Consider the following 25555-nt stretch of genomic DNA (forward strand, 5'->3'; position numbering starts at 1 on the left):
CTCGGAGCGGACCATGACAGATCGAAGCGATGCGCTGGTCATCGGCGCGGGCCTGGCCGGGCTCGTAGCCGCAGTCGAACTGGCCGATGCGGGGCGTTCGGTGCGTATTTTCGAGCAGGAGGGCGAGAATTCGATCGGCGGCCAGGCTCACTGGTCGCTCGGCGGGCTGTTCCTCGTGGATACGCCCGAGCAGCGTCGCATGCGCATTACCGACTCGGCCGAACTGGCCTGGCAGGACTGGCTCGGCTCGGCCGGCTTCGACCGGCCGGAGGATCACTGGCCCCGGCGCACTGCCGAAGCGTTCGTCGAATTCGCGGCCGGCGGCATGCGCGAATGGCTGTATGGTCTGGGCATGCGCTGGTTTCCGGTGGTCGGCTGGGCCGAGCGGGGCGGCGGCACGGCGCAAGGCCACGGCAATTCGGTGCCGCGTTTTCATATCACCTGGGGCACGGGCCCGGGTGTGCTGGCCCCGTTTCTGCGGCGCTTGCAGGCACACAGGCGGGCCGGGCGCATCACGCTCGATTGCCGGCATCGAGTCGACCGCCTGCTCACCACCGGCGGCCGGGTGATCGGGGCGAGCGGCGCGGTGCTCGCCCCGAGCACGGTCGCGCGGGGCGAGCGGTCGGCACGCGATGCGGTGGACGTGTTCGAGTACATGGCCGAAGTCGTCATCATCGCCGCGGGCGGCATCGGCGGCGATCACGACAAGGTGCGCGCGAACTGGCCGGTGGCGCGGCTCGGCCCGCCGCCGGCGCACATGCTCTCGGGCGTGCCGCACCATGTCGATGGCCGCATGCTGGATATCGCCGCCGCCGACGCCGGGGCGGCGATCATCAATGCCGACCGCATGTGGCATTACACCGAGGGCGTGGCCAACTGGAATCCGATCTGGCCGGCCCACGGCATTCGCATCATTCCCGGGCCCTCGTCGCTGTGGCTCGATGCCACCGGGCAACGCCTGCCGGCGCCGTGCCTGCCGGGTTTCGACACGCTGACCACGCTGCGTGCGATCCTGGCCACCGGCCATGATTATTCCTGGTTCGTGCTCGATCAATCGATCATCGAGAAAGAGTTCGCCTTGTCCGGCTCGGAACAGAATCCGGATATGACCGCGCAATCGTGGCGCGCGGTGCTGCGCTCGCGGCTATCGCGCGGCGCGCCGCCGCCGGTGGAGGCATTCAAGACCCAAGGGGCGGATTTCGTGGTGGCCCCGGATGTCGCGGCACTGGCGGCCGGCATGAATCGCGTGGCCGGCAACGCGCTCATCGATGCCGATGCGCTGCGGGCCACGATCGTCGCGCGCGATCGCCAGATGGCCAATCCATTTGCCAAGGACGCCCAGATCACCGCGATTCACGGCGCGCGTCGTTATCGGGGCGATCGCCTGTTCCGCGTGGCCCGGCCGCATCGGCTGCTCGACCCTGCGCATGGGCCGCTGATCGCGGTGCGACTGCACATCCTCACACGCAAGACCCTCGGCGGTCTGCATACCGACATCGACGGCCGGGTGCTCGATCACCGCGGAGAGCCCGTCCCCGGCCTGTACGGCGTGGGCGAAGCCGCCGGTTTCGGCGGCGGCGGGTATCATGGCTACAACGCGCTGGAGGGCACGTTTCTGGGCGGCTGCCTGTTCTCGGGACGCCGTGCCGGGCGTCACGCGGCCGCGCAACTGTGAGCACGGGCGAATGCTCGTCGTCAACCGGCGCGCTTTTTGGATAAGCTCAGTGTGTGATCGAGAATGCGGCGGTGGCCACTAACGGCTGGATTCTTGCTTGTACGCGTTACAGGACAACGAGACAACGACCGGCGATGGCGAGACGATCGCCGGCAGGTGGTTCGACAGGTCAGCCATGCGATACACGACCGTGCTATTCGATCTCGACGGTACCCTGACCGATCCCTATGAAGGCATCACGCGGTGTGTCGAATACGCATTGTCGTGCCAGGGCATCGAGGTCGCCGACCGGCGTCACCTGGCGGGGTTCATCGGGCCGCCGCTCAAGGCCGCCTTTTGCGAACACTATGGCCTGTCGGATGCCGAGGCTGGCCGCGCGGTCGAGGATTATCGCGTGCGCTTCGGCGATGTCGGCATGTACGAGAACAGCCTTTACCCCGGCATCGTGGATGTGCTCGGGCAGCTTCGTGCCAGCGGCCGGCAGTTGTTCGTGGCCACCTCCAAGCCCTGGTTTTATGCCCGGCAGATCGTCGCGCATTTCGGGCTCGACGGGTATTTCGGCAAGGTCTATGGCAGCGAGCTCGACGGCAAGCGTACCGAAAAATCGGTTTTGATCGCGCACGTGCTACGCGAGGAAGGCCTGCGCCCGGAAGAAACGCTCATGATCGGCGACCGCCGCTTCGACGTGCTGGGCGCGCGCCACAACGGCGTGCCGGCTGCCGCGGTCAGCTACGGCTACGGTGACCGGCAGGAACTGCTCGACGCCCAGCCCGATCACCTCTTCGACTCGCCGAACGACATCGCACGCTGTCTGTTGGCTGAGCCGGCGGCATCGGTGCACACGCAACAATACGGTGGCGTATTGCGCTAACCTGACGCGGAATTTCCAACGAGCCGCATCATGACCGATACCTCGGGGCGCACGCCGCTCTCTGTTCTGTTGTCGCATCTTCAGCCCGCCGGCAATGCCTGGCACATCGACATTCCCGACGATTGGCTGCAGGGGCGGGCGATCTATGGCGGGTTATCGGCGGCGCTCTGCCTGGCCGCCGTCGATGCAGCGGTTGATGATCTGGCACCGCTTCGGTCCGCCCAGGTCGCTTTCGTCGGGCCGGCAGGGCCGGGTGTGCGCATCGAGCCGCGTATCCTGCGCCAGGGTAAATCCATGGCCTTTGTCGCCGCCGACATGACCAGCGGCGATAACGCGGCGGCGCGTGCCACCTTCGGCTTCGGCACCGCGCGTGAATCGGCCCTGGCGCACGCCGACGTCGCCGCCCCGGCGGTGGCCGATGCGCGCGACGGTGGCCTGTTCTTCGAAGACAGTGAAGGTCGGAATCTCGGGCCGAACTTCGCACGTCATTTCGATAGCGCCCGGGCCGCCGGCGCGACCCCGGCCAGTGGCGCCGAAACACCGCAATTCTGTGCCTGGCTGCGCCATCGAGACGCGGCGATGCGTGATTCACTGACCGGGCTCGTGGCACTCGCGGATGCGTTGCCGCCGGCGGCCATGGCCTGTATGCACAAGCCGGCGCCGGTCAGCACCATCACCTGGCAGTTCGATCTGCTGACCGAGCGTCCGGTGACCGAGCAGGGCTGGTGGCTGTGTCGTTCCTACGCCGAGCAGATTGCCGACGGCTACTCGGCCCAGCACATGACGATCTGGAACAGTCGGCGCGAACCCGTGCTGGTCGGCCGACAAGCGGTGGCAGTGTTCGCCTGACCGACCCCTGACCCGGCGGCCGGCCGCTGCCCCTGACCGAGCCCGTTGTCCGGCGGGCTCGCGCCTCGATTCCTGCGCTGCATGGAGGCTTCATCACACCAATCAGATGGTACTGGTGTTGCAAATGCGAATGAGTCGCAAATACAATTGTCACGCCGGCAGATACGAATGGCGCCGGCTTACGATTGACGACAACACCATGGGTCAGGGAGACCGAGGAGCGACATGCACAATCAACAGGGATGGCGTCGGGTAACGAGCGGCGGGCGAGTGATCAGCCTGATCGCGCTGAGCGGCGCGCTGGGCCTGCTGCCCGCCGCCGCGGCAACGAAGGACCAGGCCGATAGCGGCGAGCGCGATACAAAGGCGGCGGCGGGCGGCGACCACGGCGGCAGGATACCGGTGGCGGCTGGTTCGACCCGGCTCGAGACGATCAGCGTCGAGGGGCGCTACCGCGGCGCCGAAGGCCCGACTGAGGGCTATACGGCGCACGCCACGCGCGGCGCGACCAAGACCGATACCCCGCAGCTGGAAACGCCGCAGACGGTTGATGTGGTGACGCGCCAGCAGATCACCGATCAGGGCTCGCGCGACATCAACGAGGCGCTGCGCTACACGCCCGGGGTGTTCACCGGCCTGGCCGGTGCGTCCAGCCGCCAGGATGTTACGGCGCTGCGCGGCTTTTCCGGCGGCGATGTCGACAATGCATTTCTGGATGGGCTGCGCTTGATGAGCGACGGCGGCAGTTATTCCAACCTGCAGATCGACCCGTACATGCTTGAGCGCGTCGACGTGGTCAAGGGGCCGAGTTCGGTGCTCTACGGGCGTGCCCAGCCCGGCGGGCTGGTCAATTACGTGACCAAGCGGCCACAGGCCGAAACCGAGCGCCATATCCAGTTCTATGGTGGCAGCTTCGATACCTTCGGCGGCGGGCTCGACTTCACCGGCGCGCTGCCGGATAAATCCTGGGGTAACTACCGCATCGTCGGTCATGCCGATACCTCGGATACGCAGTACGACGTGGTCAAGCGCGAGCACTACGCGATCATGCCGGAGGTCGACCTGAAGCTGTCCGAGGACACCGATCTGCTGCTCCAGGCCTATATCCAGCACGATCCGGCCGGTGGATTTCACGGCGCCGTGCCCTATGACCTGAGCGTGAGCAATCAACGCTTCGGTCGCACGGTCGATTCCTCCTGGGTCGACGCGGACAAGGGCAACGAGAAATTCAACCGCGACCAGCGCATGTTTTCCTACCAGCTCACGCAGCACGTCAACGACCATGTGACACTGCGTTCGAGGTCGCGCTACACCGACCTCCAGACCCAGATGGCCCAGGTTTACCAATATGGCTTCATCGGCAGTGGCGCCGAACTCGCGCGTTACTACTCGGGTGCCAACGAACATCTCAAGGCGTTTTCGACCGATAACAACGCCGAGATCACGTTCGCGACCGGCAGCGTGAAGCATCAGGTGCTGGCGGGCTTCGGTTATCAGCAGCGATTCAACCGCGTCCGTAATTACGGTGGGCCCGCGAGTTCGCTGGATCCGTTCAATCCGGATTATTCGAGCAACCCGCGGCTGGCCGACAGCGCCGCGTTGACCTCGGACATGAACCGCAAGCTCAAGCAGTTCGGTGTCTATCTGCAGGACCAGATGGCCTGGCGCCGGTGGCATCTACTGCTCAGCGGACGGGAGGATTATCTGCGGCGTGAGTACCAGTCGTATCTGGCCAGCAACCAGGGCCGCGACGAGCGCAGCGACGATGCATTCTCCGGCCGCGCGGCGCTGCTGTACGAATCGAAATGGGGGATCTCGCCCTATGTGTCGTACAGCGAAGCCTTCAATCCGACCACCGATACCAGCGTGGACGGTGTGGTGCCGCAGCCGGAGAAGAGCGATCAATATGAAGTCGGCGTGAAGTATCAGCCGCCGGGCACCAACGCGCTGTTCACGTTGGCGCTTTACGACCTGACCCAGAAGAATGTGCAGCAACGCACAACCGTGTCGCCAGTCACCTACGAAGGCGTGGGCAACATCCAGGCCCGGGGCGTGGAATTCACGGCCAAGGCCGATGTGACCGACAAGCTGCACGTAGTCGCCGGCTACAGCTACAACGATATCGGGTATCAGAACGACATCGATACCGCGACGCTGACCGCCAAGGCAGGGAATACGCCGGTGCGTACGCCCAATCAGCTGGCCTCGCTCTGGGTGAAGTACGACTTCCCGAAATCGGTCTCGGCAGGCCTGGGCGGGCGCTATGTCGGTAAGAGCTATGCCGATGCCGCCAATGATCTGAAGGTGCCGGACTATGCGGTCGCGGACGCCATGGTCAGCGTCGACCTCGGCGCCTGGGCGGACAAGCTCGACGGCGTGAGCCTGCGGGTGAACGCGAACAATCTGTTCGACAGGAAATACGTCGCCGCCTGCTTTGCCGAGAGCTATTGCTATTTCGGCGAACAACGCAACGTGACGGCAACCGTGGACTATCGCTTCTAGACCCGCCGGGCCGGCATGCGTGCCGGTCCGGTCCGCTTGCCACGAGGGGCGTGGCCGCGGCGTTCGCGGCATCGAATCATCGAATCGTCGACAAGGAAGCTCTCTCATGTCCATGCAACCTGCGGATCGTGCGATCGGCACCGGGGCGGATGGCAACCTCGGCGCGGCACTGATCGGGCGCAGCGGTCTGGCCGATTTTCGTGCCCAGGGCGAGCAGGCGATCGAAGCCACGATTGGCGCACTGGGCCGTGCCCACCGGGTATTCGACGGCGTTCGAGCCGACGCTATTCGCGGCCCGATCGACGCGATCGACCTGGACCGCGAAGCCCCGGCCGGATTCACGGCGACGCTGACCGAGCTGCAGTCGCTGTATTTCCGGCACGCCGTTTATTTTCATCATCCGCGCTATGTGGCGCACCTGAATTGCCCGGTGCTGACCAGTGCGGTGGCCGCCGAGATCATCGCCGCCGGTATGAATTCCTCGCTCGATACCTGGGATCAGAGCGCCGGCGCCACGCTGATCGAGCAGAAACTCATCGACTGGACGGCGCGCCGCGCGCATCTGCCGGCTACGGCGGACGGCGTGTTCACCAGCGGCGGCACCCAGTCGAATCTGATGGCGCTGCTGTTGGCCCGTGAACAGCACGCCGCCCGCGCGCACGGCATCGGCCGGGTCCAGCGCCACGGGTTGCCGGCGGAAGCGGCGCGCTGGCGGATCTTCGTTTCCGAAATCAGTCATTTTTCGCTCACCAGCGCGGCCGCGCTGCTTGGGCTCGGCCACGACGCGATCGTGGCGGTGCCGGTCGACGCGGCCTGGCGTATGGACGGCGCCGCACTTGCCGGGGCGGTGGCAGAGGCCAGCGCACGCGGCGATATCCCGATCGCGATCGTTGCCACCTTCGGCACCACGGACTTCGGCAGCCTGGACGATGTCGAGGCGGCCGCGGCCGTGGCGCGAGCGCACGATATCTGGCTGCACGTCGATGCCGCCTATGGCTGTGGCCTGCTGGTGTCGCCAACCCGCGGCGATCGCTGCCGCGCGCTCGCGGCAGCCGACTCGATCACGGTCGATTACCACAAATCGTTCTTCCAGCCGGTGGCCTGCAGCGCCTTGCTGGTCGCCGACGCCGGCATGCTGGCGCACGTCACCCATCATGCGGACTACCTGAACCCGGCGGAAGCCGCCGCCTCCGGTACGCCGGACCAGGTCAACAAGAGTCTGCAGACCACGCGCCGTTTCGATGCGCTCAAGCTCTGGGTGAGCCTGCGTGCGGTTGGGCCACGGGCGATCGGGCAGCTGTTCGATGCCGGCCTTGAGCTGGCGCGCGCGACGTATCGCCTGATGCTCGCCGAGCCCCGCTTCGAACTGCTCAACGAGCCCGAACTCGGGGCGCTCGTGTTCCGTTTCCGGCCGAGTCTGGCCTTGCCGGCGAATGAACTCGATGGCCTGAACGATGCGATCCGCGCCGAGCTGGCCGCCCACGGCGAAGCCATGATCGCCGCGACCCGGGTCGGGGGCCGGCGTTATCTCAAGTTCACCCTGATGAACGCCCAGACCACGGTCGCGGACATGGCGGAATTGCTCGGGCTGATCGTAACCACCGGCCAGCGGCTGGCGCGGGATCGCCGTGCGGCCGACACGGGGCCGGGCGCGGCCAAGCGTGAATGCAACGAACGCGTGGTGCGTCGTCATGGTTGAGCACGATCGCGCTGCGCATATCCACGACGTCATCGGAATCGGCATCGGCCCGTTCAATATGGGCCTGGCAGCGCTCGCCGAGCCGATCGCGTCGCTCGACGCGATCTTTCTCGATGAAAACGAAGGCTTCGACTGGCACCCGGGCCTGCTGCTCGACGGCGCCACACTGCAGACGCCGTTTCTGGCCGACCTGGTGACCCTGGCCGACCCGACCAGCCGCTACAGCTTTCTCAATTACCTCAAGGCCAGCGGGCGTCTCTATGCGTTCTACATCCGCGAGAGTTTTTTCATGCTGCGCGCGGAATACAACCAGTACTGCCGCTGGGTGGCCGGACAGTTGTCGAATCTGGTATTCGAGCAGCGGGTGGAACAGATCGACTACGACGAGGCCGCCGGTTGCTATGGGGTCACCGCGGTCCGCCCCGCGACCGGCGAACCGGTCGTCCGGCGCGCGCGGCGTCTGGTGCTCGGAACCGGCCCGGCACGGTATTGGCCGGCCGGCTGCGATGAACTCGACGGCCCGGTTTGTCATGCCGCCGATTATCTGGCGCATCGCGAGGCCCTGGCCGACAAGACCAGCGTCACGCTCATCGGTTCCGGGCAAAGCGCGGCCGAAATCTTTCACGAGCGGTTGGCGTCGGCGGGGCCGGGCCGGCGCCTGGACTGGTTCACCCGTTCGTCCCGGTTTTTCGCGATGGCCTACGACAAGCTCACGCTGGAGCTGACCTCGCCGGAATACATCGATTACTTTCACGCGCTGCCCGAGCACACCCGACACCGGCTCGGGCAGGCCCAGAAACCGCTCTACAAGGGGATCGATCGCGCCCTGTCGGATGCCATCTACGAACGGCTGTACGAAAAAGACCTGCACGGCAGCGCCAATGTCGGCCTGCAGGCCAACATCACGCTGCTCGCGGTCACCCGGGATGCCGCGCGCAACGAGTACGTCCTGGAGCTGCTCCAGGCGGAACAGGGCCTGCGGTTTCGTCACCGTACCCAGGCGCTGATTCTGGCGACCGGTTTCAGTCCTCGTGTGCCGGGCTATCTGGAGCCCATCGCCGATCGCATCCGCTGGGACGGGCAGGGGCGTTTCCGGGTCAGTCGCGATTACGCGATCGATACCGCCGGCGATCGAATCTTCGTGCAGAACGCCGAGCTGCATAGCCACGGCTTCACCGCCTCGGATCTCGGCATGGCCTGTTATCGCAACGCGGTGATCCTGCGCCAGCTCGTGGGCCGCGAGGTCTATGCCATCGAACGCCGCATCGCATTCCAGAGTTTCGATGCCCGCCGGTTGGCTTCGGTCGAGGCGGGCGCGCCCCATCTCGAGAGCGACCGGGAGACGCCGTAATGCTCGATTTCAGCGAATACGGCCGCTGCGTGCCCGGCATGGGCAGGTTGGCCCTGGCGCCGTTCGAGATCGGGCGCCATGCCGGCTGCGCGCACCGCTGGCTGACCAGTGACCACGCCCGGTTCTGGGGCATGACCGCCCATTCAGCGGCGGATACGGTCGATTATTTCTGTGCGATCGAGTCATCGACCACGCATACCGCGTTGATCGGCCGGCACGCGGGCCGGCCGGCCTTTCTGGTCGAGGTCTACGACCCGGCGGTGGAACCCGTCGGCCGGCATTACAGCGTCCAACCGGGCGATGTCGGCATGCATATTCTCATCGCCCCGCCGCGCCAGCCCATCCATCTGTTCACCTGGGCGGTGTTCGCGCTCACGGTCGATGCGTTGTTCGCCCAACCGGGCGTCGAACGGCTGGTGGTGGAGCCGGATGTCGCCAACCGCGGCATCCATGGGCTCAACCAACGCGCCGGGTTTGTCTACCACCATCGGCTTCGCCTGGCAGACAAGACGGCCTGGCTGGCGACCTGTACCGCATGCGACCGGGACCGCGCCATGCGCCGTCTGACCGCATCACAACGCGCCGTATGCGCACGAAAGGAGACCCCCCGCATGAGTTGTCAGTGCCTGACGGCCACGCTGCGCAGTGTGGCGCATCTCTCGCCGGCCCGCTGGGCCGAGGTCAACGCCGCGCTGGTCGCCAAGATCATCGGCGAGTTCGCCCACGAAGGGCTGTTCGAACCGCGGGCCCTGGAAGACCCGCCGGCTGATGAAGCGGGGACCGCCTGCTACGAGATTGCGGCGGACGACCCGGGCGTGCGTTATCGCTTTGCCGCCCGGCGGTTTTTACTCAATCACTGGGACGTCGAGCCCGCCTCGATCACGCGTGAAGTCGACGGCGGGGCCCGGCCGCTGGATGCCGGCGCCTTGGTCGTGGAATGCCGGGACACGCTCGGGCTGAACGAAGACCGGCTCGCGCTCTATCTCGAGGAAATCGCCCGTACCCGCTATAGCGCCGCCTACAAACGCGCCACCGCGCAATACTCGGCGGCTGAACTCGCCGTCGCCGATTTCCAGACCGTGGAAGCGGCGATGACGGAAGGCCACCCGGCGTTCGTGGCCAACAACGGCCGCGTCGGCTTTGACGGCGACGATTTCGCCGCCTATGCGCCGGAAGCCGCCCACCCGATCCGTCTGGTCTGGGTGGCGGCGCACGTCAGCCGGGCGCACTTTGCCGTGGCCGCCGACCGCAGCGTGGCATCGCATCTGGCCGGCGAACTGGATGAGACCACCCGGCATCGGTTTGTCGAACAGCTGATCGATCTGGACCTCGATCCGGCGGATTATCATTTCATGCCGATCCACCCCTGGCAGTGGCAGAACAAGCTGGTGTTCGCCTTCGCCGACGAGATCGCCACGCGCCATCTCGTGCATCTGGGTTTTGCGCCCAATGCCTATCAGGCGCAGCAGTCGATTCGTACGTTGTTCAATCACGACGCGCCCGCGCGCTGCTACGTCAAGACCAGCCTGTCGATCCTCAACATGGGCTTCGCGCGTGGCCTGTCGCCGTACTACATGGCCGGCACGCCGGCGATCTGCGACTGGCTGGCGAGCCTCATCGATAACGACGCCTATCTGCGTTCGACCGGATTTTCCATCCTGCGGGAAGTGGCCGCGGTGGGTTATCGCCATCCGCATTTCGAGGCGGCCGTGGCGAAGACCGATGGCGCCAACAAGATGCTGTCGGCGCTGTGGCGCGAGTCGCCGGTCGCGCGCCTCGGCCAGGGCGAGCGGCTGATGACGATGGCGGCGCTGCTGCACCGCGATTACGAGGGGAACTCGCTCATCGGCGCGCTCATCGACGCGTCCGGGCGGTCCATCGACGACTGGCTGCGGTGTTATCTCGATGCCTACATGGCGCCGCTGTTGCACTGTTTCTATGCCCACGACCTGGTGTTCATGCCGCACGGCGAGAACCTGATTCTGGTGCTGCGTGAACACACGGTGGACCGCGTGATCATGAAAGACATCGCCGAGGAGATCGCCGTGCTCGACCCGAACGCCGAGCTGCCGGCCGCCGTGCAACGGATCGCGGTGGCGGTGCCGGAACAGCTCCGGACGCTGTCGATCTTCACCGACCTGTTCGATCTGATATTCCGTTATATCGCGGCGATACTGGCGGTTGAGCGCGATTACGCGCAGACACGGTTCTGGGCGCAGGTCGCCGCCTGCATCGTGCGTTATCAGGACGCCCATCCCGAATACGCCGAAAAGTTCGCCCGCGATGATCTGTTCGCGCCCGACTTCGCGCGCTCTTGCCTGAACCGGCTGCAACTGGCCAACAACCGCCAGATGCTCGATCTGGCCGATCCCACCGGCAATCTGCAGTTCGTGGGCCGGCTGGACAACCCGATCACGGCGTACCGCCGACATGTGATGACCGCCTAGAGACCCGGCATCTCCTGCGACCGGCGATCGGTCTTGGCCGCTCTTGTTTTGTCGAGCGGCCTTTTTTGTGCCCGCTCTGCGCGGAAAGATCCGGCTGGTTGTATTTATGACACCTGAACCTCGGGGTATGGCGGCCCGGGGTGTCGGCTTACGGCCTGTGGCCTAAGCCGACCGACACGATGCCCCGGGCGGCAGTGCCCTTTCGGGCGGGCGTGAGATGGGGCGCCGGAGCGGGATCCATCCAAACAAAGGCCGCACGCGCCGGGTGGGCGCCTGCGGCCTCGGCGGGTGCCATCAGGCGATGGCCCACTGCCGCGCGGTTTCGCGCTCGTCGAAGCGATAGGTCTTGCATTCCAGTCTGGGTGCCAGCTTGTCGATGACGGCGGTGGCGGTGCGTACGCCTTCGACGTCGGTGACCACAGCCAGCTTGTCGAAGCGATCCCAGTGCCGGATTGCATCCTTCAACTCGCTGAACACGCTCGAAGCCGCCATGCTGCCCAGCGAGTGGATCTCGATGTACAGCCGCAGCCTGTCGTGCTGTGCGAGGCGTTTTTCGATGGTGGCGACAACGTTGGAAAAATCCTGCGCGCCGATTTCGCCGTCGACTTCCAGCGGTACGACATGTTCGGCATCGGATTTGAATGGGGCGATTCGAAGCATGAGGACTCTCAGCTCGATGAATGAAGCCCGACGCTAGAATACGTAGGCCGCCGCGCCCATCCGTGATAAGGCGGAGCCCGCGCCCAGGCCAGGCATAATGCCCGTTGCCGGTCCATTTCTGGTTCATGTCATGAGCGAATCCTGTTTCAGCGGCGGATGGCTGCGCGATATGTCGGCCGCCGCCTGGCATGAGATCGTCGCGCTGCGCGAGGCGGTGTTCGTGGTCGAGCAGGCCTGTGCCTATCAGGAAACGGACGCGCATGATCTCGTGGCCCGTCATCTGAGCCTGCGGATCGATCACGCGCTGGCCGGCTATCTGCGCATCGTGCCCGGTGCGATCCCGGCCATCGGCCGGGTGCTGATCGCGCCGGCGTTTCGCGGTCGGGGGCTGGGTTATCGGCTGATGAACGAGGGGCTGTTCGAAACCCGTCGGCTCTACGGCGATGTCGCCGTGCGCGTGAGCGCGCAGGCGCATCTGCGTGATTTCTATCAGCGGCTCGGGTTCGTGGTCGTCTCGGACGTCTATCTCGAGGACGGCATACCGCACTGCGCCATGCAGCGCCAGCCGGGCGTTGCCGCCCACGCCTGAGCAGCGATGCCCGGCGGGGGCGGGTCGTCAGTCGGCCAGGCGCGGGCCGCGCGCGGCGCCGAGACGCAGCAGGGCATCGGCGTAGTGATCGAATTGCTGCGCGAGATACGCGAACACCGGCTGCAGGTCCAGTTCGCGTGCCAGGCGATGATCGGCGGCCTGGCGATACGCGCGCCGGCCCATGTCCTGGTAGTAGTCGAGGCCGAGCGCGCTGCGGCCGTACTTCAGGCGGTGCTCTATCCAGCGCCGGCCGAGCCCGGCCAGATACAGCGCGTAGTTGCCGAGATGGGCGTGGACGAGGAACTGGCGTTCGTGCTCGCTCTCGGCGGCCTCGGCCAGCAGATCGACCAGATACTGGAACGATTCGGCCTCACCGGGCTGGATGCGGTACAGCCGGTCCGTGCGCACGAACAGGCTCAGCAGATTCGCGAGATACCGGAGCACGCGCCGCTGCAGATAGGTCCGCGGCGTGGGCAGCAGGCGGCGCAGCATGACGTGGAAATACAGATGTGGCGAAATATCGAGCCAGCCGCCGGTATCGCCGGCCACGCGGGCCACCACGACGTCCCGCTCGAGCAGGGCTTCCAGCGCGGGGGGAATGCCCTGGGTGATCAGCCCGTCGTCGGCTGGTGTGTGCCCCTCGGCCTCGAGCAGAAACGCAATGTCGCGCGCCTGCAACCAGGTGGCGTCGGCGCGCGCGAAATCCGGGATGCGCGGCACCGGCGGGCGGCGGCGCGGCGCCGGTGCCTCGTCGGCGCCGGCCGGCTCGCGTCTGCGGTGGCTGTCGAAGGGAATGATCCTGTCGCTCATCGGGCGTTTCTCGATCGGGGTCCCGCTTTGACGATAGCGCGATTCCGCGGCGTCGTGGCAGTGGCATACTGGGCGGATTCGACGAACCGCCGCGGCTGCGGCGAAGGATGAGCATTGGCCCAGCCCGTGATCGATATCCGGGGTCTGAGCAAGACCTACGACTCCGGCTTCAAGGCATTGGACAACGTCGACCTGAGCATCAAGCGCGGTGAGATCTTCGCGCTGCTCGGGCCGAACGGCGCCGGCAAGACCACCCTGATCAATATCCTGTGCGGCATCGTCAATCCCACCGGCGGTCGCGCCAGCGTCGGCGGCTTCGACGTGATCCGCGAGTTCCGGGCCGCGCGCCAGAAGATCGGCCTGGTGCCCCAAGAGCTGACCGTCGAGCCGTTCTCCAAGGTATGGGCCACAGTGGCCTTTTCACGGGGGTTGTTCGGCAAGCCGAAGAACAACGCCCATATCGAACGTGTACTCAAGGATTTGTCGCTCTGGGACAAGCGCGGCAACGCCACGCGCGAACTGTCGGGCGGCATGAAGCGGCGCGTGATGATCGCCAAGGCGTTGTCGCACGAGCCCGAAATCCTTTTTCTGGACGAGCCCACCGCCGGGGTGGACGTCGAACTGCGGCGCAGCATGTGGAACGTGGTGCGCGGCCTGCGCGAACACGGCGTGACCATCGTGTTGACCACGCATTATCTGGAAGAGGCCGAACAAATGGCCGACCGGATCGGCGTGATCCAGGACGGCCGGATCCGACTCGTGGACGAAACCGCCGCACTAATGGATCAGCTCGGCGAAAAAAGACTGTCGATCACGCTCGCCGATCCGCTCGATCGCGTCCCGTCGACCCTGGCCAGCTATGAGCTGCGGTTGTCGGATGACGGCCGGCAACTGGTTTATGTCTACAACGCGGCGACCGGCACCACCGGCGTCAAACAACTGTTTCGCGATCTGGACGCCGCGGATGTCGCCTTCATGGATGTCGACACGCAGCAGAGTTCGCTGGAAGAGATCTTCGTCAATCTCGTGGGGAGCGATCAATGAACTGGCGCGCGATCCAGACACTCTATGTTTCCGAGATGGCCCGAACCGGCCGCACGCTGTTTCAGAGCGTGATCTCGCCGATCATCTCGACCTGTCTTTACTTCGTCGTGTTCGGCTCGGCGATCGGCTCGCGCATCAGCGAGGTGCAGGGTGTGTCCTACGGCGCGTTCATCGTGCCCGGCCTGATCATGCTGTCGCTGATGACCCAGGGCATCTCCAATGCCTCGTTCGCGATTTATTTCCCGAAATTCATCGGTACGGTCTACGAGCTGCTCTCGGCGCCGGTGTCGTTCGTGGAGATCGTGACCAGCTACGTCGGCGCGGCCGCCACCAAGTCGGCGATGCTCGGGTTGATCATCCTGGCCACATCCACGCTGTTCGTGAACATTCACATCGCGCATCCGGTCTGGATGGTGGTGTTTCTCGTGCTCACGGCCATCACCTTCGCCCTGTTCGGCTTCATCATCGGCATCTGGGCCGATAATTTCGAAAAGCTGACGGTCATCCCGCTGCTGATCGTTACACCACTGACGTTCCTGGGCGGCACGTTCTATTCGCTGGATATGCTGCCGCCGTTCTGGCAGAAGGTGACGTTGATCAACCCGGTGGTCTATCTGGTGTCGGGTTTTCGCTGGAGTTTCTACAACACCGCCGACGTCAGCGTGGGCCTGAGCGTGCTCATGATCGGCCTGTTCCTGGCGGTGTGCATCGGCATCGTGGCCTGGATCTTCAAGACCGGTTACCGGCTCAAATCGTGACCGGCCGTCGTGGCCTGGCCCGACGGCCGCCGCAGGCGCTTATCGCGCGGCCCTCGAACAGGGCCGTGATCGCCGTGTGGGCGACCTTGGCCCTGAGCGGCTCAGCCGCCCGGACAGACCGCGGCGCATGGCAAACGGATCTCGCAACCGACGAAAGTATGAAACAAATTATTTGATTAAAAGCATAATAAAAAATATGTTCTATATCGATTCTTCCTGAACCGTTTGTTCAAACCCGAGGTCGTTATGGATCTGTTGCTCAATCCCTCCGTCGACGTGGGCGAGACGCTGGACACGGCCAATGCGTCCGAGCCGCTTCAGTACGTCCGCTTTCGCCACCGAAAAATGGCCGAAGGTGAATCGTTCGCGGATAACAGCGGCGAGCACGAACTGTGCCTCGTACTGCTGTCGGGCAAGGTGACCGTGCGCTGCGGCGATCGCACATTCGAAGCGATCGGCGAGCGCATGAGCGTTTTCGAGCAGGTCGCGCCGTATGCCGTTTATCTGCCCAATGGCATGGACTACAGCGTGGAAGCGCTCACCGCGGTGGAACTGGGCATCTGTGGCGCACCGGGGCATGGCAATCACCCGCCACGGCTGATCGAGCCCGGCCATGTCAAACAGTCGACGCGCGGCGAGGGCGCCAATGTGCGCCATGTTCACGACATCCTGCCCGAGACCGAGCCTGCGGACAGTCTGCTCGTGGTCGAGGTCTATACCCCGGCCGGAAACTGGTCGAGCTATCCGCCGCACAAGCACGACGAAGACAATCTTCCGCACGAATCCTTCCTGGAGGAAAGTTATTACCACCGCTTGAACCCATCGCAGGGGTTCGGCCTGCAGCGGATCTATACCGACGATCGTTTAATAGACGAGACGATGGCATTCAGCGACGGTAGTTGTGTATTGGTACCACGCGGGTACCACCCGGTCGGCGCGCCGTACGGCTTTGACCTTTATTACCTGAATGTCATGGCCGGTCCGAAGCGCGAATGGAAATTCACGACCGATCCGGACTTTGCGTGGCTGGTCCAGTAGTGGGGCGTACGAAACCGATACGCCTGACGAAGAGCAGGAGCGGACATGAGCGACATGCGTATCGATAACGTCTTTGCCAAAGACAGCGATGCCGAGCTTGATCGTCAGTGGACGAGCGAACACCCGGTCTGGGCGCGTATCGGCGCTTTCATGGAACGGGTGGCTGAATTCTGTGGTACCCACGCGGCCGGCTACATCGTGCCCGCGGCTGACGATCGACGTTTGAACTGAATCGCGCCTTACGGCCGATAGGCCGTACTGTCGCCGCGAACCACCGCCGTACCGGACCCGGGATGGGTCCCGACGGGTTGCTTCGACGGCGTTCAAACCGGCTGGCTGGACCAGCCGGTTTTTTTTTGGGGCAGGGGCTTCGGGGGTGTAACAAACCCTTGCCCCACCTGAAAAATTTCGAAAACGATACCTTGGCGGTAGGTGGATTAGCGCGCAGCGCGTAATCCGACGCCGGGCCCAGCGGCGGCGCATTATGTTGTAAGCCCCAATCCAGCCTGCCCAGAGACAGGGGCCCGGGAAGGATCGCGCGTTATTTTTGTAGATGCCTGTTACCCGTTGCGTTGTGTATAGCAAAGGGACTCGTGGCGCCGGAAACTGTCCGCTGGACGCGTTTTGTCGCTGCTCGTTACAGCCGAAAATCACACGGACGGAGACCCGAAAAAAAGCCCCGGGTTGCAATCCGGGTCTTCAGGACTTGCCGAGCGCGCCGAATCAGCCGGGTAGCCGATAGTCCGCTTGCTCATAGGGCATCACGCGCCGCAGCAGGTCGACCGAGCGTCGCACGCCTTCGTTGCACGACAGGTTCTGATCTTCGTGCTCGATCGAGAGCACGCCGTCCGAGTAGCCACGGGCCTGCAGTTGCCAGCAGAATTCGCGCCACCAATCCTCGGGCTGGCCGTAGCCCAGTGTGACGTAGGACCAGCTTCGGTCGAGCACCCGGTTCATTGGCCGGGTGTCGAGTCGGGTGGCGTCGGCCAGGTTGTGGGTATCGATGTAGGTGTCCTTGGCGTGCACGTGGTAGATGCAGTCCGCGTAGCGCCGGATCATCTCGATCGGATCGCCGCCCATCCAGATGAAATGGCTCGGATCGAAGTTCAGGCCCACGGTGGGGCCGACGGCATCCCGAAGTCGCATGAAGCTGGGCATGTTGTGGACGAGTTGCGCGCCGTGCGCTTCGATGCACAGTTGGTTGACGCCACGGCCCTCGGCGTAGTCGACCAGCTTGCGCCAGTAGGGGATCGCGACGTCCTCCCATTGATAGCGAAGGATGTCGTGCGTCTCCGGCGGCCATGAGGTCGTGACCCAGTTGGGCATCGAATCACCCGGCGCACCGGCGGGCAGGCCGGACATGAGTACGATACGCGGCACTTCGAAGATCTCGGCCAGGCGGATCGCGTTGTGCACTACCGTCGTCTGGCGCTCGCCGTCGGTGGGATGCAGCTGATTGCCGTTGGCTGTGAATGCCGAGATTTCCAGCCCGCGATCGCGGATCTTGGCGGCAAGCTCGCGCTGGCGTGCGGAGTCTTCGAGAAGCGCATTCACGTCGCCGATATGGGCCGCGGCGCCCCAGTTGCCGATGCAAAGCTCGATCGCATCGAGCCCGAGCTCGGCGCAGTAGTCGAGCATGGCATCCGTGTCCATGTTCGCGACGCTGTCGGTGACCATTCCTAGCTTCATCACGCATCTCCTCGATGATCTGTATGACCGATGTCTTTCGGCGCAAATTAGAATGAAAATTCCATAACTGCAAGCAGGTCGAATGTCAGTCGACGGGCCCTGGCGTTGCGCGTGGGCCCGCTTCGCCCACTCGAAACGGCGCGCGGCGGGCTTGAAAAATATGCCTGAAGTTTTGTTGGGCCGGCGTTATCGACGGCCGGAAATACCGAATTCACGGTGCCCGGCAAGGGCGAAGCTCCAGGTGACGAGCGGCGCGGGCGTCGTGGCTCGACTAAAGTATAAAACAATAGGTTTGTAAAAAATAAAAATAGAAAATAAATTCTATAACATGCTTGGCCTGATCCGTTCTGATCGGGCTTCATCGTTTCCGAGGAGTCAGCCATGAGCCGAGCTTCGATCAACTGGGGCGTGCTCGGGGCGGCAGAAATTGCCCGCGAGCACACGATCCCGGCGATCCTGGCGGCCGAGAACAGCCGCGCGTATGCGCTCGCCAGCCGCAGCGGCGTGCCGCGTGAACTGGTCGAGCACTTCGGCTTCGAGACCGGATACGGCGATTACGACGAACTGCTGGCCGATCCGGCGGTGGACGCGGTGTACCTGCCGTTGCCCAACGGTCGTCATGCCGAATGGGCGATCAAGGCCGCGCGTGCCGGCAAGCATGTGCTGTGCGAGAAACCCGCCGCGCTGAACGCGACCCAGACCGCCGAGGCGATCGCGGCCTGTGAGGCGGCCGGCGTGGTGTACATGGAAGCCATGATGTACCCGTTCCATGGCCAGCACACGCGCGTGCGGGAATTGATTGCAGACGGCGCGATCGGTGAGGTTCGCGGCGTGCACGCCAATCTCACGTTCAATCTGGAAAAGAGCTTGTCGGATTTTCGCCACGGCACGCTCGAGACCGGCGGGGGCAGCCTCTACGATCTTGGCTGCTATTGCATCCACGTGATCCGCAGCCTGCTCGGCGAGCCGGATCGAGTAGCCACGATCGCGCGTTTTGCCGGGCCCCGGAACGCGGAGATGTCCGCGGCGGCCGTGCTCGGCTACGACAACGGCGCCAAGGCCGGCTTCGACTGCGGCATGGATGCCGTGGCCCGGCATGCCTACGAGGTTTGTGGCACGGCCGGCACGATTCGAGTGAACAAGGCCTTCGTGCCACAGGTCGACGGCGACGGCCCGATCGAGATCGTCGACGCCCACGGCAACACGCGCATCGAACGCGTCGCCTCGTTCCAATATCCGAACGGCGTCGCCCATTTTGCCGATTGCGTGCTCGACGCACGCGTTCCCGACTACGCACCGAAAAACGTGCTCGCCAACATGCGGGTGTTGGACGCCTGCATCGAATCGGTGACCACGTCCCGCCTTGTTGAACTGGAGAAACACTGATGTCCGATCGGATCATGAACCTGGCCATCATCGGCGCCGGGCGAATCGCCCAGGTCCACGCCGCCGCGGCCGACCGCGATCCCCGGATCGCACTCGTCTACGTGTCGGATATCCGGGCCGAGGCTGCGGATGCGCTCGCCCAGGCCTATGGTGCGCAAAGCGTGGATGTGGACGCGATCTTCGACGACGCGCAGATCGACGCCGTGCTCATCGCCTCGTCGACCGCGACCCATGCCGAATTTCTCGAGCGAGCCGCCAGGGCGGGCAAGGCCGTGCTCTGCGAAAAACCGATCGCGCTGGACATCGAGCGCACGAAAGCCGCCGTGGATGTGGTCAACGCCCACCCGGTCGCCTGCGCGCTCGGTTTCAACCGCCGCCACGACCCGCAGTTCGCCGCGCTCAAGGCTGCGATCGAGGCCGGGCGGATCGGGCAGCTGGAAACGCTGACCATCATCAGCCGCGATCCGGCGCCGCCGCCCATCGATTACATCAAGGGCTCCGGCGGGCTGTTCTTCGACATGATGATTCACGATTTCGACGTGGCGCGCTGGTTGCTCGACGAGCCCATTGTTTCGGTGTTCGCCAGCGGCAGCGTGATGGTCGATCCGGCGATCGGCGAAGCCGGCGATATTGATACCGCCATGGTGTTGCTGACCACCGAATCCGGCCGGCTGTGTCATATCCAGAACTCACGGCGCACGGCCTACGGCTACGACCAGCGCATCGAGGCCTTTGGCAGCGCGGGCATGTTGCAGGCGGTCAACGAGACCGAGACCCGGCTGCGCTATACCGGCGAAGCCGGCCAGCTCGACGAGCCGCCCAAGCATTTCTTCCTGGAACGCTATGGCATCGCCTACGGCCGCGAACTGGGCGATCTCTACGACGCCTGGAGTACCGGCAGCGCCCCGAAGGCGACCCACGAAGATGGCTATCAATCCCTGCGTCTGGCCGCCGCGGCCACGCAATCGCTGGCCGAGAATCGCAGCGTGCGTCTCGACGAAATCGGCTGAAGCAGGCGTTTGACCGAGCAGGAGCCAACCATGGCCAATAATCTACGTATTGCGGTGATCGGGACCGGCCGCATGGGCACCGATCACATCAAGCGGCTGACCCATCGCATCGCCGGTGCCGACGTGACCGGCGTGGTCGATATCGACCCGGGGCGCGCCAAGGCCGCCGCGGGGCTGGCCGGCGGCTACGCGAAAGTCTGGGACGACCCGCATGCCGCGCTTGCCAGCGGCGAGTACGACGCCTTCGTGCTGACGACGCCCGGCATGCTGCATTACGACGTACTCATGGACGCGCTCGACAAGCGATTGCCGGTATTCTGCGAGAAGCCATTGACGGCGGATGGCGCCACCGCGCGCGAGATCGTGGACGCCGAGGCCGGGCTCGACGCGCCCCTGATCCAGGTCGGCTTCATGCGTCGTTACGACGCCGGTTATCAACGCCTGCGGCGCTATTTCACCGACGGCTCGCTCGGCGCGCCGCTGATGTTGCATTGTCGGCATCGCAATCCCGACCCGCCGCCGAATTTCACCGATGCGCTGATGATCTACGACTCGGTCGTTCACGAGATCGACGGCGTGCGTTATTTCACCGGCGAGGAAATTACCGAAATCTCGGTGCGCAAGGGCCGTGCGACCACGGCTGGCAACGGTAGGTTGTCCGACCCGCAGCAGGTGCTGATGCGTACCGAATCCGGCGTGCTGGTGGATGTGGAGATCTTCGTCAACGCGCTGTTTGGTTACCAGGTGCATACCGAAGCCGTGTTCGAGCGTGGCATCGTGGATATCGGTAACGATGAAGGCGCGTACGTCCGCTCGGCCGGTCGCTGGGGCGGCGAAGTCACGCCCGGTTTCGAACAGCGCTTCGCGGCGGCGTTCGATACCGAGTTCCAGGGTTGGGTGAATCGTCTGCGCGCCGGTGAGGCGCCGGACGGCCCGAGTGCCTGGGATGGCTATGCCGCCGCGGCCTGTTGCGAGGCGGGTGTGAAGGCGCAGGAGGGCGGTGAGACGGTAACAGTCGAACTTGGCTCCAGGCCGACGTTGTATGTCTGATTGCGCGATCGGCAGCCTGGCCATGAGCACCCGCGAATTTCCAGCGTGCCGGGTTATCCCGTCCACGTGGACATGCGCCGAACGCAAAAGGTGTTGTCGATCTTTGCTGCGCTGTTTTTATTTGCGTTTATCAGCGTTCATTTGCGGACGCTTTTTGGGCGATAGGCCCGATGATCGCCTGCCAGCAGGCTAAAGCGCCGACTTTAGTCGCAAAACCATTGAAAACGGGATTCCATCTCGGCAGAATTTGGAATAAATAGTCCACTCCGGAACGCTCTGAAATACTCGTTCCCGGATTTTGGAGAAGCCGATGAACCACAAGCCACTCGACGTCATCTGCCTCGGTCGTGCCGCGGTCGATCTCTATGCACAGCAAATCGGCAGCCGCCTGGAAGATGTGTCCAGCTTTGCCAAGTACCTGGGCGGCAGTTCCGGCAACTGTGCCTATGGCAGCGCGCGGCTCGGGCTGAAATCGGCGATGCTCACCCGCGTCGGCAACGAGCAGTTCGGCAACTTCGTGGTCGAGGAATTCCAGCGCGCCGGCGTCGATACCTCGCACATGCCGGTGGACAAGACTCGCTTTACCGCGCTGGCCATTCTGGCGATCAAGGACCGCGATACCTTCCCGCTGCTGTTCTATCGCAAGGATTGCGCGGATATGGCGATCGCCGCCGAGGATGTCGACCCGGACTGGATCGGCACCGCGCGGGCGCTGGCGATCACCGGCACGCATCTGTCGACCGAGACCACACAGGGCGCCTGTCGGGCCGCGCTCGATGCGGCTAAGAAACATGGTCTCAAGCGCATCCTCGATATCGACTATCGCCCGGTGCTCTGGGGCCTGGCCGAACTCGGCGACGGCGAGACGCGTTACGTCGACGACGCCGAGACCACGGCCCATCTGCAGCGCTGGATCGGTGATTTCGACCTGATCGTCGGCACCGAGGAAGAATTCCATATCGCCGGCGGCACGACCGACACCATCGCCGCGCTCAAGAAAGTGCGGGAACTGTCCGACGCGGTGCTGGTCTGCAAGCTGGGCGCGCTGGGCTGCACGATCTTCGAAGGCTCGGTGGGCGATTCGGTGCACGACGGTGTGCTGGTCGAAGGTGTGAAGGTCGAGGTGCTCAACGTGCTGGGCGCGGGCGATGCGTTCATCTCCGGTTTCCTGCGGGGCTATCTGCGCGACGAGTCGTGGGAGACGTGCGCGACCTATGCCAATGCCTGCGGCGCGCTGGTGGTGTCGCGCCACGGCTGCGCGCCGGCCATGCCGACCGAGGCCGAGCTGTTCGATTATCTGACGCGCCGGGACGAAGTGCCGCGTCCGGATCAGGACGCACGCCTGAATGATCTGCATCGCAAAACCACGCGCTATCCGGCCGAATGGGGTCCGATCTACGGCCTGGCGTTCGATCATCGCCTGCAGCTTTTCGACATGGCCGGCGAGCTGGGCGTGGACGCGGCCCGTCTGTCGCCGCTCAAGGAGCTGCTGGTGGCCGCGGCCGAACAAGGCCTGGCAAAAGCGGGCGTTGCCGGCACGCCGGCGGTGCTCTGCGACGACGTCATCGGCCAGGACGCGCTCAACGCCATGACTGGGCGCGGCTGGTGGATCGGCCGACCGGTGGAAGAGCCCGGTTCGCGGCCGCTGCGGTTCCAGCACGGTGACGACATCGGCAGCCAGCTTCTGAAATGGCCGGCCGAGCACATCATCAAGTGTCTGGTGTTCTATCACCCGGACGACGAAATCGGGCTGCGTCTGGAGCAGGAAGACAAGCTGCGCCAGCTCGACGAAGCCCGCCGCGTCACCGGCCACGAACTGCTGGTCGAAGTGATTCCGCCGAAGGATATGGCCGACGACGACGCCACCGTCGCGCGCAGCCTGCAGCGGTTCTATCACCTCGGCATCCGGCCCGACTGGTGGAAGCTGCCGCCGATGAGCGCCGCTGCCTGGCGGGCCGTGCGCGGCGTGATCGAGCGCCACGACGATCATTGTCGCGGCGTGGTGCTGCTGGGTCTCGATGCGCCGATGGGCGATGTAAAAGCTGGCTTCCGCGAGGCGAGTGCCTCCGCGATCTGCCGCGGCTTCACGATCGGGCGGACGCTGTTCGCGGGGCCGGCCCGCGACTGGCTGGCCGGCGAGCTGGACGACGACGCGTTCGTCGCCGCCGTATCGGACAACTACGCCGAGCTGATCACCACCTGGCGCGATGCCGCCGGCGAAACGGACAACCCGCGTTCCGCAGGAGCTTTGGCATGAGCCGACCGCATACCATTCGCCTGACCATGGCTCAGGCGCTCGTCCGGTATCTCGCGGCCCAGTCCATCGACATCGACGGCCGTCGCGAACGCCTGTTCGAGGGCTGCTTTGCCATCTTCGGCCACGGCAACGTGGCCGGCATGGGCGAAGCGCTCTATGCCGAGCGCGAAACGTTTCCGACCTATCGGGCCCATAACGAACAGGGCATGACCCATGCCGCCATTGCCTTCGCCAAACAGCATCGGCGCCGGCGCATGATGGCTTGCACTACCTCCATCGGCCCCGGGGCGCTGAATATGGTGACGGCCGCGGGCCTGGCGCATGCCAATCGCCTGCCGGTACTGCTGCTGCCGGGGGACACGTTCGCGACCCGCAAGCCGGATCCGGTACTGCAACAGGTCGAGCATTACGGCGCGCCGTCGACCACGGTCAACGATGCCTTCGTGCCGGTCTCGCGTTATTTCGATCGCATCACGCGGCCGGAGCAATTGCTGACCAGCCTGCCGGCAGCGATCGATACGCTGCTCGATCCGGTCGACTGTGGCCCGGCGACGCTGGCGCTGCCCCAGGACGTGCAGGCCGAGGCCTACGATTTCCCGGCCGCATTCTTCGACGAGCGCCTGCATCGCATTCGCCGCCCGGGACTCGATGAGGCCGAGCTCGCTGCCGCCGTCGAAACCCTCAAGAGCGCCGAGCGGCCGCTGCTCATCGCGGGCGGCGGCGTACTGTATTCCGCCGACGCCTGCGACCGGCTCGCCGCTTTCGCCGAGCGCCACGGCATCCCGGTGGCCGAAACCCAGGCCGGCAAGGGCAGCCTGCGGGCCGATCACCCGAACAACGTCGGCGCGATCGGCGTCACCGGCTCGACGGCCGCCAACGCGCTGGCCGAACAGGCCGACGTCATCGTCGCGCTCGGCACGCGACTGCAGGATTTCACCACCGGCTCGCGTGCTCTCTACATGGATCATGGCCCCACGCTGCTCGGCATCAATGTGGCCCGATTCGATGCCGCCAAACACGGCGGGCAATCGCTGGTGGGCGACGCCGCCGTGGCGCTCGAAGCACTGGAAGCGGGGCTTGCCGGTTGGCAGTCGGATGCCGGGTGGCAGGACAAACTGGCCGACGAACGACGCGACTGGCTCGCCATCGTCGAACGCGTGACCGCGGACGACGGCGCGGCGCGCCCGGCCGACAGCCAGGTGCTGGGCGCGGTCAACCGCGCGGCCGGCGAGAACGGTACGGTCGTCTGTGCCGCGGGCGGGCTGCCGGGCGAGCTGCATAAGCTTTACCAGACGACCGGGCCGGGCAGCTATCACGTCGAATACGGCTTTTCCTGCATGGGCTATGAAATCGCCGGCGGCATGGGCGTGAAGATGGCCGCGCCCGAGCGCGACGTCTATGTGACGGTCGGTGACGGCAGCTATCTGATGCTCAACTCCGAACTGGCGACGTCAGTGATGCTCGGCCACAAGCTGATCGTGGTGCTGCTCGACAACCGCGGCTACGGCTGCATCCATCGGCTGCAGGGCGCCACGGTGGGCGTGGAATTCAACAACCTGTTCGAGGGCTGCAATACCGCGCCCGACGGCGCGCCGGAAATCGATTTCGCGGCCCACGCCAAAGCGCTTGGCTGCGAAGCGGAGTGGGTCGACGGCATCGGCGGGCTCGAGGCGGCGCTGGATCGCGCCAGGGCCGCCGACAAGACTTATCTGATCGCGCTCAAGACCGATGCCGACAAGGCAACCGCGGAGGGCGGCACCTGGTGGGATGTGCCGGTGGCCGAGATATCCAGCCGCGAGGCCGTCACCGAGCGCCGCGCGGGCTACGACAACAACAAGCAGCGTCAGCGTTGAGCCGTCGCGCAAAGGAG

Annotated in this window: 20 protein-coding genes; 17 read left to right on the plus strand and 3 right to left on the minus strand. The window is 64.9% G+C overall.

The window, feature by feature from the left end; translation table 11 throughout:
- Nucleotides 1–13: 13 nt before the first annotated feature.
- From ACS8Y6_RS09980 to ACS8Y6_RS10010, 7 genes are all read left to right on the plus strand, one after another.
- Nucleotides 14–1675: an FAD-binding dehydrogenase gene (locus ACS8Y6_RS09980; protein WP_440848705.1), complete on the plus strand. Its 1662-nt coding sequence runs from the start codon at nucleotides 14–16 to the stop codon at nucleotides 1673–1675.
- A gap of 175 nt (nucleotides 1676–1850) precedes the next feature.
- Nucleotides 1851–2546, plus strand: coding sequence for an HAD hydrolase-like protein (locus ACS8Y6_RS09985; protein ID WP_440848706.1), 696 nt, complete (start codon nucleotides 1851–1853; stop codon nucleotides 2544–2546).
- Between the two features lie 30 nt (nucleotides 2547–2576).
- On the plus strand, nucleotides 2577–3395 hold the full coding sequence (locus ACS8Y6_RS09990) for a thioesterase family protein (RefSeq protein ID WP_440855481.1): 819 nt from the start codon (nucleotides 2577–2579) through the stop codon (nucleotides 3393–3395).
- A gap of 225 nt (nucleotides 3396–3620) precedes the next feature.
- Complete coding sequence (locus ACS8Y6_RS09995; RefSeq protein ID WP_440855482.1) at nucleotides 3621–5897, plus strand: TonB-dependent siderophore receptor; 2277 nt, start codon at nucleotides 3621–3623, stop codon at nucleotides 5895–5897.
- Nucleotides 5898–6003: 106 nt separating this feature from the next.
- A complete protein-coding gene (locus ACS8Y6_RS10000; RefSeq protein WP_440855483.1) occupies nucleotides 6004–7596 on the plus strand; it encodes a pyridoxal phosphate-dependent decarboxylase family protein in 1593 nt (530 codons plus the stop codon).
- Complete coding sequence (locus tag ACS8Y6_RS10005; RefSeq protein ID WP_440855484.1) at nucleotides 7589–8947, plus strand: lysine N(6)-hydroxylase/L-ornithine N(5)-oxygenase family protein; 1359 nt, start codon at nucleotides 7589–7591, stop codon at nucleotides 8945–8947. Before ACS8Y6_RS10000 ends, ACS8Y6_RS10005 begins: the two co-directional genes overlap by 8 nt.
- Nucleotides 8947–11394 (plus strand): GNAT family N-acetyltransferase, encoded by a 2448-nt coding sequence (locus tag ACS8Y6_RS10010; protein WP_440848711.1) that lies wholly within the window; start codon nucleotides 8947–8949, stop codon nucleotides 11392–11394. The genes ACS8Y6_RS10005 and ACS8Y6_RS10010 overlap by 1 nt, the downstream gene beginning before the upstream one ends.
- A 294-nt stretch (nucleotides 11395–11688) precedes the next feature.
- On the opposite strand, the gene ACS8Y6_RS10015 is transcribed toward ACS8Y6_RS10010, so the two are convergent.
- Nucleotides 11689–12054 (minus strand): STAS/SEC14 domain-containing protein, encoded by a 366-nt coding sequence (locus tag ACS8Y6_RS10015; RefSeq protein WP_440848712.1) that lies wholly within the window; start codon nucleotides 12052–12054, stop codon nucleotides 11689–11691.
- A gap of 130 nt (nucleotides 12055–12184) precedes the next feature.
- On the opposite strand from ACS8Y6_RS10015, the gene ACS8Y6_RS10020 reads away from it, so the two are divergent.
- Nucleotides 12185–12643 carry a GNAT family N-acetyltransferase gene (locus ACS8Y6_RS10020; RefSeq protein WP_440848713.1) on the plus strand — a complete coding sequence of 153 codons (459 nt, stop codon included), beginning with the start codon at nucleotides 12185–12187 and terminating at the stop codon, nucleotides 12641–12643.
- Nucleotides 12644–12670: 27 nt separating this feature from the next.
- Here the strand turns inward: ACS8Y6_RS10020 and ACS8Y6_RS10025 are convergent, their stop codons facing one another.
- Nucleotides 12671–13453: a hypothetical protein gene (locus ACS8Y6_RS10025; protein WP_440855485.1), complete on the minus strand. Its 783-nt coding sequence runs from the start codon at nucleotides 13451–13453 to the stop codon at nucleotides 12671–12673.
- Between the two features lie 114 nt (nucleotides 13454–13567).
- On the opposite strand from ACS8Y6_RS10025, the gene ACS8Y6_RS10030 reads away from it, so the two are divergent.
- The 4 genes from ACS8Y6_RS10030 to ACS8Y6_RS10045 all read left to right on the plus strand — a co-directional run bounded on the left by ACS8Y6_RS10030 (nucleotide 13568) and on the right by ACS8Y6_RS10045 (nucleotide 16524).
- Nucleotides 13568–14497: an ABC transporter ATP-binding protein gene (locus tag ACS8Y6_RS10030; RefSeq protein WP_440855486.1), complete on the plus strand. Its 930-nt coding sequence runs from the start codon at nucleotides 13568–13570 to the stop codon at nucleotides 14495–14497.
- Entirely contained in the window at nucleotides 14494–15255 is a 762-nt protein-coding gene (locus ACS8Y6_RS10035) for an ABC transporter permease (protein WP_440855487.1), read from the plus strand. Before ACS8Y6_RS10030 ends, ACS8Y6_RS10035 begins: the two co-directional genes overlap by 4 nt.
- Nucleotides 15256–15501: 246 nt before the next feature.
- Nucleotides 15502–16293: a 5-deoxy-glucuronate isomerase gene (gene iolB / locus ACS8Y6_RS10040; RefSeq protein ID WP_440855488.1), complete on the plus strand. Its 792-nt coding sequence runs from the start codon at nucleotides 15502–15504 to the stop codon at nucleotides 16291–16293.
- Nucleotides 16294–16338: 45 nt separating this feature from the next.
- Nucleotides 16339–16524: a hypothetical protein gene (locus ACS8Y6_RS10045; protein WP_440855489.1), complete on the plus strand. Its 186-nt coding sequence runs from the start codon at nucleotides 16339–16341 to the stop codon at nucleotides 16522–16524.
- A 492-nt stretch (nucleotides 16525–17016) separates the two neighbouring features.
- Here ACS8Y6_RS10045 and ACS8Y6_RS10050 read toward each other — a convergent pair whose 3' ends face one another.
- Complete coding sequence (locus ACS8Y6_RS10050) at nucleotides 17017–17982, minus strand: sugar phosphate isomerase/epimerase family protein (RefSeq protein ID WP_440855490.1); 966 nt, start codon at nucleotides 17980–17982, stop codon at nucleotides 17017–17019.
- Nucleotides 17983–18363: 381 nt separating this feature from the next.
- Here ACS8Y6_RS10050 and ACS8Y6_RS10055 point away from each other — a divergent pair, with 381 nt between their 5' ends.
- The 5 genes from ACS8Y6_RS10055 to iolD all read left to right on the plus strand — a co-directional run bounded on the left by ACS8Y6_RS10055 (nucleotide 18364) and on the right by iolD (nucleotide 25538).
- A complete protein-coding gene (locus ACS8Y6_RS10055; RefSeq protein ID WP_440855491.1) occupies nucleotides 18364–19368 on the plus strand; it encodes a Gfo/Idh/MocA family protein in 1005 nt (334 codons plus the stop codon).
- A 14-nt stretch (nucleotides 19369–19382) separates the two neighbouring features.
- Nucleotides 19383–20378, plus strand: coding sequence for an inositol 2-dehydrogenase (iolG, locus tag ACS8Y6_RS10060; RefSeq protein ID WP_440855527.1), 996 nt, complete (start codon nucleotides 19383–19385; stop codon nucleotides 20376–20378).
- A gap of 30 nt (nucleotides 20379–20408) precedes the next feature.
- A complete protein-coding gene (locus ACS8Y6_RS10065) occupies nucleotides 20409–21428 on the plus strand; it encodes a Gfo/Idh/MocA family oxidoreductase (protein WP_440855492.1) in 1020 nt (339 codons plus the stop codon).
- Nucleotides 21429–21738: 310 nt separating this feature from the next.
- Nucleotides 21739–23685 (plus strand): bifunctional 5-dehydro-2-deoxygluconokinase/5-dehydro-2-deoxyphosphogluconate aldolase, encoded by a 1947-nt coding sequence (locus tag ACS8Y6_RS10070; protein ID WP_440855493.1) that lies wholly within the window; start codon nucleotides 21739–21741, stop codon nucleotides 23683–23685.
- Nucleotides 23682–25538 carry a 3D-(3,5/4)-trihydroxycyclohexane-1,2-dione acylhydrolase (decyclizing) gene (gene iolD, locus ACS8Y6_RS10075; RefSeq protein ID WP_440855494.1) on the plus strand — a complete coding sequence of 619 codons (1857 nt, stop codon included), beginning with the start codon at nucleotides 23682–23684 and terminating at the stop codon, nucleotides 25536–25538. The genes ACS8Y6_RS10070 and iolD overlap by 4 nt, the downstream gene beginning before the upstream one ends.
- The last annotated feature ends 17 nt before the right edge of the window (nucleotides 25539–25555 follow it).

Source organism: Salinisphaera sp. RV14 (genome assembly GCF_052044135.1).
Taxonomy (GTDB): Bacteria; Pseudomonadota; Gammaproteobacteria; order Nevskiales; family Salinisphaeraceae; genus Salinisphaera.

Coding starts and splice junctions, on each gene's coding strand:
- ACS8Y6_RS10045 (WP_440855489.1), top strand. CDS start 16,339: ATGAGCGACATGCGTATCGATAACGTCTTTGCCAAAGACAGCGATGCC.
- ACS8Y6_RS09995 (WP_440855482.1), top strand. CDS start 3,621: ATGCACAATCAACAGGGATGGCGTCGGGTAACGAGCGGCGGGCGAGTG.
- ACS8Y6_RS10070 (WP_440855493.1), top strand. CDS start 21,739: ATGAACCACAAGCCACTCGACGTCATCTGCCTCGGTCGTGCCGCGGTC.
- ACS8Y6_RS10020 (WP_440848713.1), top strand. CDS start 12,185: ATGAGCGAATCCTGTTTCAGCGGCGGATGGCTGCGCGATATGTCGGCC.
- ACS8Y6_RS09980 (WP_440848705.1), top strand. CDS start 14: ATGACAGATCGAAGCGATGCGCTGGTCATCGGCGCGGGCCTGGCCGGG.
- ACS8Y6_RS10055 (WP_440855491.1), top strand. CDS start 18,364: ATGAGCCGAGCTTCGATCAACTGGGGCGTGCTCGGGGCGGCAGAAATT.
- ACS8Y6_RS09990 (WP_440855481.1), top strand. CDS start 2,577: ATGACCGATACCTCGGGGCGCACGCCGCTCTCTGTTCTGTTGTCGCAT.
- iolD (WP_440855494.1), top strand. CDS start 23,682: ATGAGCCGACCGCATACCATTCGCCTGACCATGGCTCAGGCGCTCGTC.
- ACS8Y6_RS10065 (WP_440855492.1), top strand. CDS start 20,409: ATGGCCAATAATCTACGTATTGCGGTGATCGGGACCGGCCGCATGGGC.
- ACS8Y6_RS10000 (WP_440855483.1), top strand. CDS start 6,004: ATGTCCATGCAACCTGCGGATCGTGCGATCGGCACCGGGGCGGATGGC.
- ACS8Y6_RS10010 (WP_440848711.1), top strand. CDS start 8,947: ATGCTCGATTTCAGCGAATACGGCCGCTGCGTGCCCGGCATGGGCAGG.
- iolB (WP_440855488.1), top strand. CDS start 15,502: ATGGATCTGTTGCTCAATCCCTCCGTCGACGTGGGCGAGACGCTGGAC.
- ACS8Y6_RS10035 (WP_440855487.1), top strand. CDS start 14,494: ATGAACTGGCGCGCGATCCAGACACTCTATGTTTCCGAGATGGCCCGA.
- ACS8Y6_RS10025 (WP_440855485.1), bottom strand. CDS start 13,453: ATGAGCGACAGGATCATTCCCTTCGACAGCCACCGCAGACGCGAGCCG.
- ACS8Y6_RS10005 (WP_440855484.1), top strand. CDS start 7,589: ATGGTTGAGCACGATCGCGCTGCGCATATCCACGACGTCATCGGAATC.
- ACS8Y6_RS10050 (WP_440855490.1), bottom strand. CDS start 17,982: ATGAAGCTAGGAATGGTCACCGACAGCGTCGCGAACATGGACACGGAT.
- ACS8Y6_RS10015 (WP_440848712.1), bottom strand. CDS start 12,054: ATGCTTCGAATCGCCCCATTCAAATCCGATGCCGAACATGTCGTACCG.
- ACS8Y6_RS09985 (WP_440848706.1), top strand. CDS start 1,851: ATGCGATACACGACCGTGCTATTCGATCTCGACGGTACCCTGACCGAT.
- iolG (WP_440855527.1), top strand. CDS start 19,383: ATGAACCTGGCCATCATCGGCGCCGGGCGAATCGCCCAGGTCCACGCC.